This window comes from Pseudomonas sp. MWU13-2862, assembly GCF_023242495.1.
GTDB lineage: Bacteria > Pseudomonadota > Gammaproteobacteria > Pseudomonadales > Pseudomonadaceae > Aquipseudomonas > Aquipseudomonas gingeri_D.
The window spans coordinates 473,956-488,501 of sequence record NZ_JALMEZ010000003.1 but is presented as its reverse complement, the minus strand read 5'-3'; the positions used below and the strand labels follow the sequence as shown (position 1 = coordinate 488,501).

The window sequence follows — 14,546 nt, the reverse complement described above, 5'->3', positions numbered from 1 at the left end:
GAAGTTTACTGGCTGTAAATGAGTCTTTCACGCCGCGCTTTTAACGCAGCATGAGCGTGCCACAGCCAGTTTGGGGGCAAAAAAAACCCCGGACTTCGTATGGGGAGGGGAAGTTCGGGGTCCAAGTTCCGAACCGCTAGGGCGGCGTCCGGAATATCTGCCAACACTTAACACAACATAGGAGCATCGAAGGGCTTCACCAGCCATTCAGTAACTCTGAGTGTCGTTTTGCCGATTTAGTTCCGAAAATCTTCAAAAACTATTTGGCATAAGTGCCGCCTATTTCTGAACTAATGGCCTTTCGATGGTGTTTTGCCGCGACGCCATGTCGCGGCAAATGTCGGACTCAGTGCGCCTCATCCCAGTTGTTGCCCACGCCCACATCCACCAGCAACGGCACATCCAGCTGCACCGCGCCGCTCATGTAGGCGCGAATCTTCTCGCTGACCTCTTCCACCAGATCCTCACGCACCTCCAGCACCAGTTCATCGTGCACCTGGAGGATGACCCGGGCATCCAGGCCGGATTCGCAGAGCCAGTTATCCACCGCCACCATGGCCTTCTTGATGATGTCCGCCGCCGTACCCTGCATCGGCGCGTTGATCGCCGTGCGCTCGGCGCCGGCACGCTCCTGGGGCCGGTTGGAGTGGATCTCCGGCAAGTACAGCCGACGCCCGAACAGGGTTTCGACATAACCCTGCTCCGAGGCCTGGCCGCGGGTGCGCTCCATGTATTCGCGAACCCCCGGGTAGCGAGCGAAATACACGTCGATGTAAGCCTTGGCGGTCTTGGTGTCGACGCCGATGTCCTTGCCCAGCTTCTGCGCGCCCATGCCATAGATCAGGCCGAAGTTGATGGCCTTGGCGCTGCGGCGCTGGTCGGACGTCACCGCGCCCAACTCGACCTTGAACACTTCCGCCGCCGTCGCCGTGTGCACGTCGAGGTTGTGGCGGAAGGCATTGAGCAGGCCTTCGTCCTTGGACAGGTGAGCCATGATCCGCAGTTCGATCTGCGAATAGTCTGCTGCCAGCAGCTTGTAGCCCTTCGGCGCGATGAACGCCTGGCGAATGCGCCGGCCCTCGGCGGTGCGCACCGGGATGTTCTGCAGGTTCGGATCGCTGGAGGACAAGCGTCCGGTGGCCGCCACCGCCTGGTGGTAGGAGGTGTGGATACGCCCGGTACGCGGATTGATCTGTTCCGGCAGGCGATCGGTGTAGGTGCTTTTCAGCTTGCTCATGGAGCGGTACTGCATCAGCACCTTGGGCAACGGATAGTCATCCTCGGCCAGCTTGGCCAGTACTTCTTCAGCCGTGGACGCCTGCCCCTTGCCGGTCTTCTTCAGCACCGGCAGGCCGAGTTTCTCGTAGAGGATCGCCCCCAACTGCTTGGGCGAGCCGAGATTGAACTCTTCGCCGGCGATCACGAACGCCTCGCGCTCCAGCTCCACCATCTTCTTGCCCAGCTCGATGCTCTGCACCCCGAGCAACTCGGCATCCACCAGCGCGCCCTGGCGCTCGATCCGCGCCAGCACCGGCACCAGCGGCATTTCGATATCGGTGAGCACACTGAGCAGGCTCGGCGTCGCCGCCAGTTGCTCATGCAAGGCCTGGTGCAGGCGCAAGGTCACGTCGGCGTCTTCGGCGGCATAGGGCCCGGCCTGTTCCAGGGCGATCTGGTCGAAGGTCAGTTGCTTGGCGCCCTTGCCGGCGATGTCCTGGAAGCTGACGGTGTCGTAGTCGAGGTACTTCTTCGCCAGGCTGTCCATATCGTGCCGGGTCGCCGTGGCATTGAGCACGTAGGACTCGAGCATGGTGTCGAAGGCGATGCCGCGCACCGTGATACCGCACGCCGGGTCGCCGCCGATGGCGCAATTGGCGAGGATATTCATGTCGAACTTGGCGTGCTGGCCGACCTTGAGCTTTTCCGGGTCTTCCAGCAGCGGCTTCAAGGCCCGCAACACGCTGTCGCGATCCAGTTGCTGCGGCGCATCGATGTAGGAATGGGTCAGCGGCACATAGGCCGCTTCATTGGCCTGTACGGCGAAGGAAACACCGACCAACTGCGCCTGCTGCGCGTCGAGCCCGGTGGTTTCGGTGTCGAAGGCAAAGAGCTTGGCGCCCTTGAGTTTCTCCAGCCAGGCATCGAAGCGGGCCTGGTCGAGGATGGTTTCGTATTGTGGCTCACTGGGAGCCTCGGCCACTGGCGGGGCAGCGTCCGCCGGCCCGGCGTCGAAGAGCCCGGCGTTGTCCGCCGCAGGCGCCGCCGCAGCGGCCAACTCAATGCGCTTGGCTTCACGCTGCAACTCGTCGATCCAGCTCTTGAATTCCAGCTCGGCATACAGCTCGGCGAGCTTTTCCCGATCCGGCTCGCCCAGGTGCAGGTCGTCCAGGCCGATCTCCAGCGGCACGTCGACCTTGATGGTCGCCAACTGGTAGGACAGGAACGCCATCTCCTTGTGCTCAAGCAACTTGGCCGGCAAGGTCTTGGCCCCGCGAATCGGCAGGTTCGGCACCTGGTCGAGCTGCTCGTAGAGTTCTTTCAAACCACCGTTGACCCCCACCAGCAAGGCCACGGCGGTTTTCTCGCCGACCCCCTTGACTCCGGGAATGTTGTCGGAAGAGTCGCCCATCAACGCCAGCAGATCGATGATCTGCTCGGGAGCGACGCCAAACTTCGCCTTTACGCCCTCCACATCCATCGAGGTTTCGTTCATGGTGTTGACCAGCGTAATGTGCCCGTCGACCAACTGCGCCATGTCCTTGTCACCGGTGGAGATCACCACCGGACGGTCAGCGGCCGCGCTACTGCGGGCCAGGGTGCCGATCACATCGTCGGCTTCCACGCCTTCCACGCACAGCAACGGGAACCCCATGGCACGCACGCTGGCGTGCAACGGCTCGATCTGCACGCGCATATCGTCGGGCATACTCGGGCGGTTGGCCTTGTAGTGGGCATACATTTCATCGCGAAAGGTCCCGCCCTTGGCGTCGAAAACTACCGCGAAGGGGCTTTGCGGATACTGTTTGCGCAGGCTTCTGAGCATGTTCAGCACGCCCTTGACCGCCCCGGTGGGCAACCCCTTGGACGTGGTGAGCGGCGGCATCGCGTGGAAGGCGCGATACAGGTAGGAAGAACCGTCCACCAGGACGAGAGGAGCTTGGTTCATGAGTACGATCAACCTTTTCGGCGGGTGCGGCGCTAGAATAGCCGGACCGTTGACGACAAAGGGACAAGGTTATCATGCGTAAACTCAATCGCCTGTTATTGGGCGGCTTGCTTGCGCTCGCGCCGCTGGCCGTCATGGCCGCGTCGGATGCGCCTTCAGCCGAACCAGAAGTGACGATTCACACGGAAGGTGACAAAACGATCCAGGAATACCGGGTAAATGGCTTTCTGTACGCCATCAAGGTCACCCCCAAAGGTGGCAAGCCCTACTTTCTGGTCCGTGCCGATGGTACTGATGCAAACTATATCCGCTCGGACCAGCCCGATATGCTGATTCCAGCGTGGAAGATCTTCGAGTGGAAGTAAGCCCTTAACTTTAATCGGCGCCGCCTTGAGCGGCGCCCGTACTGGCAGTTTTAACCATGTCTGTGTTCACCCCCCTGGCTCGGCCCGAGCTGGAAACCTTTCTCGCCCCTTATGGGCTCGGTCGTCTGCTCGATTTCCAGGGAATTGCCGCCGGCAGTGAAAACACCAATTTCTTCATCAGCCTGGAGAAGGGTGAATACGTCCTGACCCTGGTTGAACGCGGACCGGTGCAGGAAATGCCGTTCTTCATCGAACTGCTCGACGTGCTGCATGACGCCGACCTGCCGGTCCCCTATGCCTTGCGTACCACCGACGGCCAGGCCCTGCGCGAACTGGCCGGCAAGCCGGCGTTGCTGCAGCCGCGACTGGCCGGCAAGCACATCAAGGTCGCCAACGCCCAGCACTGCGCCCAGGTCGGCGAGCTGCTCGGTCATCTGCACCTGGCGACCCGTGACAGGATCATCGAGCGCAAGACCGATCGCGGCCTGGACTGGATGCTCGAAGAGGGCGAGAAGCTGAAGTCGCACCTGGACGAGGGGGCGCGCGGCTTGCTGCAAGCGGCGCTGGAGGAGATTGGCCGGTACAAGGCGCAGATCCTCGCGCTGCCAAGGGCCAACCTGCACGCCGACCTGTTCCGCGACAATGCGATGTTCGAAGGCACCCACCTGACCGGGTTGATCGACTTCTACAACGCCTGTTCCGGGCCGATGCTCTACGACGTGGCCATTGCCTTGAACGACTGGTGTTCGGATGACGCCGGGGTACTCGACGGGCAACGGGCCCGGGCACTGCTGGGCGCGTATGCCGGTCTGCGGCCGTTTACCGCGAGTGAAGCCGAGTTGTGGCCGGCCATGTTGCGGGTGGGCTGTGTACGTTTCTGGCTGTCGCGGCTGATTGCCGCCGAGTCCTTTGCCGGGCAGGACGTGCTGATCCATGACCCCATGGAGTTCCAGCGCCGCCTGGCCCAGCGCCAGCAGGTCAGCTGCTCGTTGCCGTTCGCAATGTAGGAGCGAGCTTGCTCGCGATGGTAGTCCAGGCGCCGCGGGGCATCAGGTTCCCCGCGTTATCGTTGACGGCCATCGCGAGCAAGCTCGCGCCTACAAGTGCTCCAGGCACCCCGCCAGGTCATTACCCAGCTTCTCCAACACCTGCTCATACCCATGGGCCGACGCCGGCGTGTAGCCACCCAGGGCATCCAGCTCGGCCAGCTTCACCGGCAAGCCGCTCACCAGGGTTTCCGCCAGGCGCGGACGCAACGGCGGCTCACTGAATACACAGGTCTTGCCCACTTCCTGCAAACGCGTGCGCATCGCCGCCACGTGCTGGGCGCCCGGCTGCACTTCGGCGGCCACGCTGAACACGCCGGTGTGCTTGAGCCCATAGGCATCCTCGAAGTAATCGAAGGCCTCATGGAAGACAAAGTACGGCTTGCCCACCACATCCGCCAGACGCGCCTTCAACCGCGCATCCAGGGCATCGAGCCGCGCATCGAAGGCCTTCACGTTGCCTTGATAGCGCTGCGCATTGGCCGGATCGGCCGCACTCAGGTCCGCGGCCATGCGCGCGGCAATCACCCGGGCATTCACTGTCGATAGCCACAGGTGCGCATCCAGCGTGCCCGGGCGATGATCGTGATCATGCTCGTCGGCATCTTCAGCGTGGGAGTGGCTATCTTCGGCGAACCGGCGCAATTTCATCCCCGCCAGGTCCTGCACCGCGACGGTTGGCAGGCTGCGGCCCTTGAGCACCCGGGGCAGGAAGCTTTCCATGTCCGGGCCGATCCAGTAGAGCAAATCCACCGACTGCACCTTGCGTACATCGGAAGGCCGCAACGCGTAGTTGTGCGGCGAAGCGCCCGGCGGCAGCAGTACTTCAGGGGTGTCGACGCCCTCCTGCACGGCGGCGGCAATCAACTGCAGGGGCTTGATGCTGGTCAGTACGCTGACTTGCGCCTGAACCGGGGAAATCACCAACAAACTGGCACTGATCGCGACAAAAAAGGCAAAAAGACGGGGCACGATGAACACTCAAGGCGGCAGGAACAGGTAACATAATAACGTCTCTCACAAACGCCGTCGCCGCTCATGCCCAAAACCCCTCTCGCCAGTCGTCCCCATGATCACTCTCACTGCGTGCACAGCGCGCTGTCCGACGCCGATGCCCTGTGCGCACGCCAGGGCCTGCGCCTGACCGCCCTGCGGCGGCGGGTGCTCGAGCTGGTCTGGCAGAGCCACAAGCCCCTGGGCGCCTATGACATCCTCGCGGTACTGAGCGAGCAGGACGGCCGCCGCGCCGCGCCGCCGACCGTCTACCGCGCCCTGGACTTCCTGCTGGACAACGGCCTGGTCCATCGCATCGCCTCGCTCAACGCCTTTGTCGGCTGCAACCATCCGGAACATGCCCACCAGGGCCAATTCCTGATCTGCCGCCAGTGCCACGCCGCCATCGAGCTGGAACAAAAAGCCATCAGCGACGCCATTATCGGCAGCGCCCGCGACGTCGGTTTCGCCGTCGAGGCCCAGACCGTCGAAGTGATCGGGCTCTGCTCGGGTTGCCAGGGGGCCTGATGAGCACTGCGCTGATTCGCCTCGAGCAGGTGGGCGTGACCTTTGCCGGGCAGAACGTGCTCGACAATATCCACCTGAGCGTCGAGCCCGGGCAGATCGTCACCCTGATCGGCCCCAACGGCGCCGGCAAGACCACCCTGGTGCGCGCCGTGCTCGGGCTGCTCAAGCCGGATCGCGGGACGGTCTGGCGCAAGCCGAAACTGCGGGTCGGCTATATGCCGCAGAAACTCCATGTCGACCCGACCCTGCCGCTGTCGGTGCTGCGCTTCCTGCGCCTGGTGCCGGGCGTCGACCGCGCGCGGGCCATGGCGGCCCTGGGCGAAGTCGGTGCCGAACAGGTGATCGACAGCCCGGTGCAAAGCATCTCCGGCGGCGAAATGCAGCGGGTGCTGCTGGCCCGCGCGCTGTTGCGCGAACCGCAACTGCTGGTGCTCGACGAACCCGTGCAAGGCGTCGATGTCGCCGGCCAGGCCGAGCTCTACAGCCTGATCACCCGCCTGCGCGACCGCCACGGCTGCGGCGTACTGATGGTCTCCCACGACTTGCACCTGGTGATGAGCACCACCGACCAGGTGGTCTGCCTCAATCGCCATGTCTGCTGCTCCGGCCATCCCGAGCAGGTCAGCGGCGACCCGGCCTTCGTCGAGCTGTTCGGGCAGAACGCCCAGAGCCTGGCGATCTATCACCACCACCATGACCACGCCCACGACCTGCATGGCGCCGTGGTCAGCGACGCGGCCCCGGCGGCCCACACCCACGTTCATGGAGAAAGCTGCAAGCATGGCTGATTTCCTGCTCTACGCCCTGCTTGCAGGCTTGGCCCTGGCGCTGGTGGCGGGCCCGTTGGGTTCGTTCGTGGTCTGGCGGCGCATGGCCTATTTCGGCGACACCTTGTCCCACGCAGCCCTGCTCGGCGTGGCCCTGGGCTTTCTGCTGGACGTCAGCCCGACCCTGGCGGTGACCGTCGGCTGCCTGCTGCTGGCGGTGTTGCTGGTGACCTTGCAACAACGCCAGCCCCTGGCCTCCGACACCCTGCTGGGGATTCTTGCACCGAGCACCTTGTCCCTCGGCCTGGTGGTACTAAGCTTCATGCATGAAGTGCGGATCGACCTGATGGGTTACCTGTTCGGCGACCTGCTGGCCATCAGCACCACTGACCTGTACTGGATCCTCGGTGGCAGCGCGGCGGTGCTGGTGCTGTTGATCAGCCTCTGGCGGCCGCTGCTGGCGATCACCGTGCATGAAGAACTCGCCACGGTGGAAGGCTTGCCGGTGGCGTCGTTGCGCATGGCGCTGATGCTGCTGATCGCGGTGGTGATTGCAGTGGCGATGAAGATCGTCGGCGTGCTGCTGATCACCTCTTTGCTGATCATCCCGGCCGCCGCCGCCCAGCGCCACGCCCGTTCGCCGGAGCAGATGGCCCTGGGTGCCAGCCTGCTCGGCATGCTCGCGGTGTGCGGTGGTCTGGCGCTCTCCTGGTTCAAGGACACCCCGGCGGGGCCGTCCATCGTGGTCACGGCCGCCGGCCTGTTTCTGCTGAGTTTTGTCCTGCCACGCAGAGGGGTGTAGACTTGCTCGTTTTTTGCGCAATTAGAGAGTCGCAGGAATGAAGCCGTTCGCCTCCCGTTATCTGCTCCTTGTCGCATTTTCCCTGCTGCTGGGCGCCTGCCAGAGCACCCCGCCGGTGGACACCTCGGTGCCCGACGCCCGGGTCGCGGCCATCGCCGCGCTGGAGCAGAGCATCAGCAGCAATGAACTGGCCACTGCCGAGGACCAATTGGGTGCCTTGCAGACGCAGTCGCCGGACGATCCCCAATGGGTGACCTACCAGCGGCAGCTGGCCGAAGCCTATTTGCAACGCAGCCAGATCGTCCTGCAAAAAGGCGACGTCAACGCCGCCGCCACGGCCCTGAGCCGTGCCCGGGCACTGATGCCCAAGGCACCGGCCCTGACCGGCGGGGTCAACGGTGCGATTGCCCAGGCACGCAAGGCCGAGCTGGAAAAGGCCGAGGCCGCGCTCAAGGCTGCCGAAGCCAAACCAGCAGCACGCTTGATTGATCCGAGCGCCGAGAGCAGCACCATTGCCCTGAACATCCAGGACATTGCGCAACTGCGCAAACAGATGGATGCGCTGGCGGCGGACGTGGTGAATTACCAGTGCACGGTGACCTTCCAGGTGCCGCGCACCCAGGATTACCCGTGGCTGGCGACCTTGCTGGAAAAACGTGTGAAGAAGCTCGATGCCGATTTTGCGCTGACGATCGACAAGCAGATCGACCGGCAGGTGAAGGCCCAGGTGGTCTTGAGCCCACGCAAGCCTTGAAGCCGGCGCCCGCCGCTTGCTCCTCAAGCGGCGGGTGAAACATTATCCGAGCCCGCGATTACAGCCCATCACGCAGTATCTCGATACGCCACCGCTGACGTGCATCGATAGGGTTTCTGTAGGTCGAAACCCAGTCCGGGCTGACCTGCGGCGAAACACCATTTTCGTTGGGCATCACGTCGCCCGCCGAAGGCGCTCCGGGATAACTGGCCCACGGGATATTGAAGCGGTTGAAGGCGTTGACCGGCACATCGTCGAAGGCCATCGAGCCGTCCGGCTTTGCCGAGGGTCGCGTCCCCTGGACAAACAGCCGCCAGTCCAGGTTATAGAGCGAATGAATCCGGTCGGCACGCCACTCCCATTGTTGGCGATTGTCGATACGGCAGGTTTCAGTCGACAGCGCACCCGAGCGCTCCTGCAACGCAAGGCACTTTCCAGACCCACGGTTTACATAACGACTTTCCGAGTCGAGTCCCCATAGATGGCTTTTTTGCTGGGCATTGCACGCGGCAAGCGTCACCGTGCTCCCCGACTCGACCAGGCATCTTCCGGCACCGTCCTGGGAGCGGATAAGCACCGACATCTCGCGAGTCAGGTAAGGACTTGATAAATCCAGGACAAACTCACTGTTATGGGCATAGTTGACCAATTCGCTCCTCTTCTTGATCTGGGTCCGATCCCGCCACCATTCATCCAGTTGGAGGTCATAGCCGGCACCGACTATCACTTTCGCATTGCCGCTGTAACTGCCCGGTAACTCCCAGACACTGTAGGTTTCCAGGCTGGCCTGGCGCATCATCGGCGTCATGCGACTCTCTGTCAGAATCGGCCCGTTGGCGGTGACCCTGTCAATCAACGCACTTCTGAGACGAGGTGCGATGGGGGCCACCCAATGCGCGCCGCGGTTATTTGACGATGCCAACAACGAGTAGTCCTTGAAGCTGGTCGCCAGGGTTTTGCTATTGGTGTGCTCATAACTGGCACCCAGACTGAAAGGGGATTTGGCCACGTAGGTGGCCTTATCCGTCGCTCCGGGTCCGAATTCGGCACCTACCGAGCCACCGATGGTGAAACCACGGGTCTGCGTCTCGTTGTAACTGAACTCCGTTCGGCCATCACTCGGGGGAGCAAATCTCACCAGGCCCGGACCGGCACCGGCGGCCTCGACCACATGGCTTACCCGGTACGTCTGGGGCAGATAGGAGGCCCAGAGATTCCTGACACCGGGTATCGGTGTGAGAATGCCATTTCTCTCCGATTTAATCGTCGTCGGATTACCCTTGATAATAATGAACTTCTTGTCTTGAGCGCGCAGGGCACTTCTGATGATCTCGATATTGGCCAATGTCGAGACTTCACCCCTGCGGCCCGTTTGAGACAAGTTGAATGTCAGGCTCGGCACCGCTGTAAAATCCGAAGAACTTACTTGCACCGGAGCACCGGCAGGTGGATATTCTGCCGATCCCTGTAATGTCGCGACGCCTTCTTCCGCCTCAGTGGCCGTATGCCCATCTTGCCCGGACTGCCACTTCAGCACTTGTTCTTCGAGTGCGGCAATCTGTTCCTGCGTGTTCAAATCATCGAAACCCTGGACCTCTACCTGGGCGTTATTTTTTCGGTAAAACAGCGTATAGCGCGAGGAACCGGCGATACCAAACAAAGCGGCAACCTGCCCCTTCAACTCGGCATTATCACCGTCCATTTTCAGCAAAACAGGTATCTGCTCGGCAAACAGCTGACCCACCTTGGCCTGAACGTCCTCATCTTGCGTAACGGCCGCGATATCCAGATAAGCCAAAGCAATACCTGCCCGCTGCCGCTCTATCTCCTCGGGCTCCAGGGCATCGGCCATCAGGCGTGGCCAGGCCTCAAACGTCTCCGGAAGCACCTGTGCGGAAGGGGGGCCGAACATCAGCAGTTTTTGAGAGGAGATAATATTCTGGGCGCTCGACGAACCCGTCGAACTATCACTGGCGGCTGCGATATTATGAATCGACAGGGCAAGCAAACCCATAACCATGGTCTTGAGTGGTTTCAATGCGATCACCTTATTTATTGTTTCCAAACTTATCGGAAACACGGAAATTCCGTGTCAAACAAATAAAACGACTAAGGCCATCCATTGCTTTCCGGCTAAACACTCAATTCACAAATTTCAATCAAGAAACTTGTAACACCCGAAGATAACACCCCACTTCGGGAGCCGGATTAGTTAAAAGCCTACTTGAACAAAAACAACAAGTCTCGGAAAAAGCCGATTCAAAATATTAACATCCAGAAGCCGAATTGGATCCACTCGCTACTATAAGACCCTGAACTTCACACAAAAGAAACCTCCTACACAACACAGCACAATCGATGTAAACCCGTTACCCGCTGATGGGGAGACTGCCAGCCAATACCGCCACTCGACGGCGCCCGGCGCGACGACCGCCGCTGATCGAGATATGCCCAAATTAAAGGTAGAATGCGAAATAAATGCTAAGACGACCTATACGGACAGGCTAAAATGCCCGCCCGGCTAACCGCTGACCTTTTTCCATTGCGCCCCACAAGGTTCGCTACGTGATCGAGTTTCATAACGTCCATAAAACCTACCGGGTCGCCGGTAAGGATATTCCCGCCCTGCACCCCACCAACCTGCGGGTTGAGAACGGCCAGGTCTTCGGCCTGATCGGTCATTCCGGCGCGGGAAAAAGTACCCTGCTGCGTCTGATCAATCGCCTGGAAGCCCCCAGCGGCGGCCAGATCATCGTCGACGACGAAGAGGTCACGGCGCTCGACGCCAATGGCCTGCGGCGTTTCCGCCAACAGGTCGGGATGATCTTCCAGCACTTCAACCTGCTGGCCTCCAAGACCGTGGCCGACAACGTCGCGCTGCCGCTGACCCTGGCCGGCGAGCTGTCCCGGCGTGAGATCGACCAGCGGGTCGCCGAACTCTTGCAACGGGTCGGCCTGTCCGACCACGCGAAGAAATACCCGGCCCAGTTGTCTGGCGGCCAGAAGCAGCGGGTCGGCATTGCCCGCGCCCTGGCGACCAAGCCGAAGATCCTGCTGTGCGACGAAGCCACCAGCGCCCTCGACCCGCAAACCACCGCGTCGGTCCTGCAACTGCTGGCCGAGATCAATCGCGAGCTGAAGCTGACCATCGTGCTGATCACCCATGAAATGGACGTGATCCGCCGGGTCTGCGACGTGGTCGGGGTGATGGATGCCGGCGTGATCGTCGAACAGGGTCCGGTGGCCGAGGTGTTCCTGCACCCCAAGCACCCGACCACTCGCCGCTTCGTCCAGGAAGACGAACAGATCGACGAAAGCGAGCAGCGTGACGACTTCGCCCATGTGCCGGGCCGTATAGTGCGTCTGACCTTCCAGGGCGAAGCCACCTACGCGCCGCTGCTGGGTACCGTCGCCCGTGAAACCGGCGTGGACTACAGCATCCTTGCCGGGCGCATCGACCGCATCAAGGACACCCCTTATGGGCAACTGACGCTCGCCGTCACCGGCGGCGACATGGAGGCCGCCTTCGCGCGCTTCACCGCCGCCGACGTCCATATGGAGGTACTGCGCTGATGGACCTGTTTCTGAATTTCTTCGCCAACGTCGACTGGGCGGATATCTGGGAAGCCACAGGCGATACCATGCTGATGCTCGGCACCTCGCTGGTGTTCACCATCCTGCTGGGCCTGCCCCTGGGGATCCTGTTGTTCCTCTGCAGCCCGCGTCAGTTGCTGGAGCAGAAGGCTACCTACGCGATCCTGGCCTTCGTGGTGAACGTGGTGCGCTCGCTGCCATTCATCATCCTGCTGATCGTGATGATTCCGTTCACCGTGCTTCTCACCGGCACCTCCCTGGGCGTGGCCGGGGCCATCCCGCCGCTGGTGATCGGCGCCGCGCCGTTCTTCGCGCGGCTGGTGGAAACCGCGCTGCGCGAAGTCGACCGGGGCATTATCGAAGCCACCCAGGCGATGGGCGCGACCACCCGCCAGATCATTCTCAATGCTCTGTTGCCGGAAGCCCGGCCGGGCATTCTCGCGGCGATTACCGTGACCGCCATTACCCTGGTGAGCTATACCGCCATGGCCGGTGTGGTCGGTGCCGGCGGCCTCGGCGACCTGGCGATCCGCTATGGTTACCAGCGTTTCCAGACCGATGTCATGGTGGTCACGGTGATCATGCTGATCGTCCTGGTGCAGGTGCTGCAGAGCATCGGCGACCGGCTGGTGGTGCACTTTTCCCGTAAGTAAAATCCGCCTTTTACACCTGAATAAGCCGGCCCCAGGCCGGCATGCGCCCCTCACATGGAGTCGTTCGATGAAAAAACTGATTGCTGCCTTTGCCGCCGTTGCCGCCCTCTCGGCCCACGCCGCCGAAACCCTGACCGTTGCCGCCTCGCCGGTCCCCCACGCGGAAATCCTCGAGTTCGTCAAACCGGCCCTGGCCAAGGAAGGCGTGGACCTGAAGGTCAAGGTCTTCACCGACTACGTGCAACCGAACGTGCAAGTGGCCGAGAAACGCCTGGACGCCAACTTCTTCCAGCACCAGCCGTACCTGGATGAGTTCAACAAGAGCAAGGGCACCCACCTGGTCAGCGTTGCCGGCGTGCATGTGGAGCCCCTGGGCGCCTACTCCAGCAAGTACAAGAAACTCGCCGACCTGCCAGGCGGCGCCAATGTGGTGATCCCGAACGACGCCACCAACGGCGGCCGCGCCCTGCTGCTGCTGCAGAAAGCCGGCCTGATCAAGCTGAAGGACGCCACCAACATCCTGTCGACGCCCAAAGACATCGTCGAGAACACCAAGGACCTGAAGATCCGCGAACTGGAAGCCGCCACCCTGCCGCGCGTGCTGACCCAGGTCGACCTGGCCCTGATCAACACCAACTACGCCCTGGAAGCCAAGCTGGACCCGGCCAAGGACGCACTGATCATCGAGGGTAGCGACTCGCCGTACGTGAACATCCTGGTGGCCCGCGAGGACGACAAGGATTCGGACGCGATGAAGAAGCTGGTCGCGGCGCTGCACAGCCCTGAAGTGAAAGCCTTCATCCTCGAGAAGTACAAGGGCGCGATCGTACCGGCGTTCTAAGCCACACAGTTAAGACCGAACACCGTTCCTGTAGGAGCAGGGCTTGCCCGCGAAGCTTTTAGTGGCCTTCAGGGCCGCGGGCAAGCCCTGCTCCTACAAGGGTTGGTGCCGTTTGCAAGGAATCGAACAGGCCGTTATACCGGCTGACGCAGACACTCCAGCAGACAATCCAGCGCCGGCTGCCGCTGGGCGCGACGCAACACCGCAATCAACTGCCGCTCGAAAGTCAGCTCGCCCAACCCGATCACCCGCAACTGATCCGCCCGCTGCAACCACAGTCCCGCCCGGGGCACCAGCGACACCCCCAGCCCGCACTCCACCATCCGCGCAATCGCTTCCAGCTCATCCAGCTCCAGCGCATCGCGTACCTGTATCCGCTGTTCCCGCAGAAACTGACTGACCAGCCGCCCGCCAAAGGATGCCCGGTCATACCGTACGAATGGCTGCTCGGCGAGCAATTGCAGCGGGTCATCCCCCGGCAGATGCAGCGACGCGATCAGCACAAAGGGCTCGCTGGCCAGGGGAATCTCCAGCAACTCCTTGGGCAGCTCGAACGGCGGCTTGATCAACAGCGCCAGGTCCAGCTCACCGGCATCCACCTGGCCCAGCAGATTGAGGGAAACGCCCGGCACCAGCTTCAACTCCACCCGTGGCGCCGCCTGGCGAAAGCGCGGCAAGGCCTGGGGCAACAAACCGGTCTGCACCGTGGCAATGGCGCCGATACGCAACTCCCCCTGCCACTCGGCGGCGCTCGTCGACAGGGCCATCTGCCCGTACAAGGCGAGGATCTGCTCGGCCAGGGGCAGCGCATGGCGACCCGCCGCATTCAGCACGGCGGCCCGCCCACTGCGATCGAACAGGCGCACCCCGAGGTTCTGCTCCAGCACGCGCATCTGCGCGCTGACCGCCGACTGGGTCAGCCCCACCTGCTGGCCGGCGGCGACAAAGGTGCCTTCGCGGGCAACGCGGATAAAGGTATTGAGTTCACGAAGCATGGCTTACTCAACAAAAATAGTCGGGCTCGGAAGCAAGAATAT

At 62.1% G+C, this 14,546-nt stretch carries 13 protein-coding genes; 9 read left to right on the top strand and 4 right to left on the bottom strand.

Going from position 1 to position 14,546, the window contains the following annotated elements; genetic code table 11:
* Nucleotides 1–346: 346 nt before the first annotated feature.
* Nucleotides 347–3,166, bottom strand: a complete 2,820-nt coding sequence (gene polA / locus M5C56_RS08090) for a DNA polymerase I (protein WP_103496273.1) — start codon at nt 3,164–3,166, stop codon at nt 347–349.
* A 74-nt stretch (nt 3,167–3,240) separates the two neighbouring features.
* Between polA and M5C56_RS08085 the strand changes: the two genes are divergently transcribed.
* Both M5C56_RS08085 and M5C56_RS08080 read left to right on the top strand, forming a co-directional pair.
* Complete coding sequence (locus M5C56_RS08085) at nt 3,241–3,531, top strand: DUF2782 domain-containing protein (RefSeq protein WP_103496272.1); 291 nt, start codon at nt 3,241–3,243, stop codon at nt 3,529–3,531.
* 56 nt (nt 3,532–3,587) lie between these two features.
* Nucleotides 3,588–4,538, top strand: coding sequence for a homoserine kinase (locus tag M5C56_RS08080; RefSeq protein ID WP_103496271.1), 951 nt, complete (start codon nt 3,588–3,590; stop codon nt 4,536–4,538).
* A 90-nt stretch (nt 4,539–4,628) separates the two neighbouring features.
* On the opposite strand, the gene M5C56_RS08075 is transcribed toward M5C56_RS08080, so the two are convergent.
* Nucleotides 4,629–5,549, bottom strand: coding sequence for a zinc ABC transporter substrate-binding protein (locus M5C56_RS08075; protein WP_103496270.1), 921 nt, complete (start codon nt 5,547–5,549; stop codon nt 4,629–4,631).
* Nucleotides 5,550–5,615: 66 nt separating this feature from the next.
* On the opposite strand from M5C56_RS08075, the gene zur reads away from it, so the two are divergent.
* The 4 genes from zur to M5C56_RS08055 are packed head-to-tail and all read left to right on the top strand — an operon-like array spanning nt 5,616 to nt 8,421.
* Nucleotides 5,616–6,098 carry a zinc uptake transcriptional repressor Zur gene (gene zur, locus M5C56_RS08070; RefSeq protein ID WP_103496269.1) on the top strand — a complete coding sequence of 161 codons (483 nt, stop codon included), beginning with the start codon at nt 5,616–5,618 and terminating at the stop codon, nt 6,096–6,098.
* The gene (znuC, locus tag M5C56_RS08065; protein ID WP_103496268.1) at nt 6,098–6,886 is read left to right on the top strand and encodes a zinc ABC transporter ATP-binding protein ZnuC; all 789 of its coding nucleotides are present in this window, start codon (nt 6,098–6,100) and stop codon (nt 6,884–6,886) included. Before zur ends, znuC begins: the two co-directional genes overlap by 1 nt.
* Nucleotides 6,879–7,667 (top strand): zinc ABC transporter permease subunit ZnuB, encoded by a 789-nt coding sequence (znuB, locus tag M5C56_RS08060; protein WP_100940005.1) that lies wholly within the window; start codon nt 6,879–6,881, stop codon nt 7,665–7,667. Before znuC ends, znuB begins: the two co-directional genes overlap by 8 nt.
* A gap of 37 nt (nt 7,668–7,704) precedes the next feature.
* Entirely contained in the window at nt 7,705–8,421 is a 717-nt protein-coding gene (locus tag M5C56_RS08055; RefSeq protein WP_103496267.1) for a PA5502 family lipoprotein, read from the top strand.
* A 58-nt stretch (nt 8,422–8,479) separates the two neighbouring features.
* Here M5C56_RS08055 and M5C56_RS32465 read toward each other — a convergent pair whose 3' ends face one another.
* Nucleotides 8,480–10,501, bottom strand: coding sequence for a ricin-type beta-trefoil lectin domain protein (locus M5C56_RS32465; protein WP_103496266.1), 2,022 nt, complete (start codon nt 10,499–10,501; stop codon nt 8,480–8,482).
* Between the two features lie 485 nt (nt 10,502–10,986).
* Here M5C56_RS32465 and M5C56_RS08045 point away from each other — a divergent pair, with 485 nt between their 5' ends.
* The 3 genes from M5C56_RS08045 (at nt 10,987) to M5C56_RS08035 (ending at nt 13,509) form a co-directional block, all read left to right on the top strand.
* Complete coding sequence (locus tag M5C56_RS08045; protein WP_103496265.1) at nt 10,987–11,994, top strand: methionine ABC transporter ATP-binding protein; 1,008 nt, start codon at nt 10,987–10,989, stop codon at nt 11,992–11,994.
* Nucleotides 11,994–12,668: a methionine ABC transporter permease gene (locus M5C56_RS08040; RefSeq protein WP_103496264.1), complete on the top strand. Its 675-nt coding sequence runs from the start codon at nt 11,994–11,996 to the stop codon at nt 12,666–12,668. The genes M5C56_RS08045 and M5C56_RS08040 overlap by 1 nt, the downstream gene beginning before the upstream one ends.
* Before the next feature lie 67 nt (nt 12,669–12,735).
* Entirely contained in the window at nt 12,736–13,509 is a 774-nt protein-coding gene (locus M5C56_RS08035; RefSeq protein WP_103496263.1) for a MetQ/NlpA family ABC transporter substrate-binding protein, read from the top strand.
* Between the two features lie 134 nt (nt 13,510–13,643).
* Here the strand turns inward: M5C56_RS08035 and M5C56_RS08030 are convergent, their stop codons facing one another.
* Nucleotides 13,644–14,504, bottom strand: a complete 861-nt coding sequence (locus M5C56_RS08030; protein WP_103496262.1) for a LysR family transcriptional regulator — start codon at nt 14,502–14,504, stop codon at nt 13,644–13,646.
* Between the last annotated feature and the right edge of the window lie 42 nt (nt 14,505–14,546).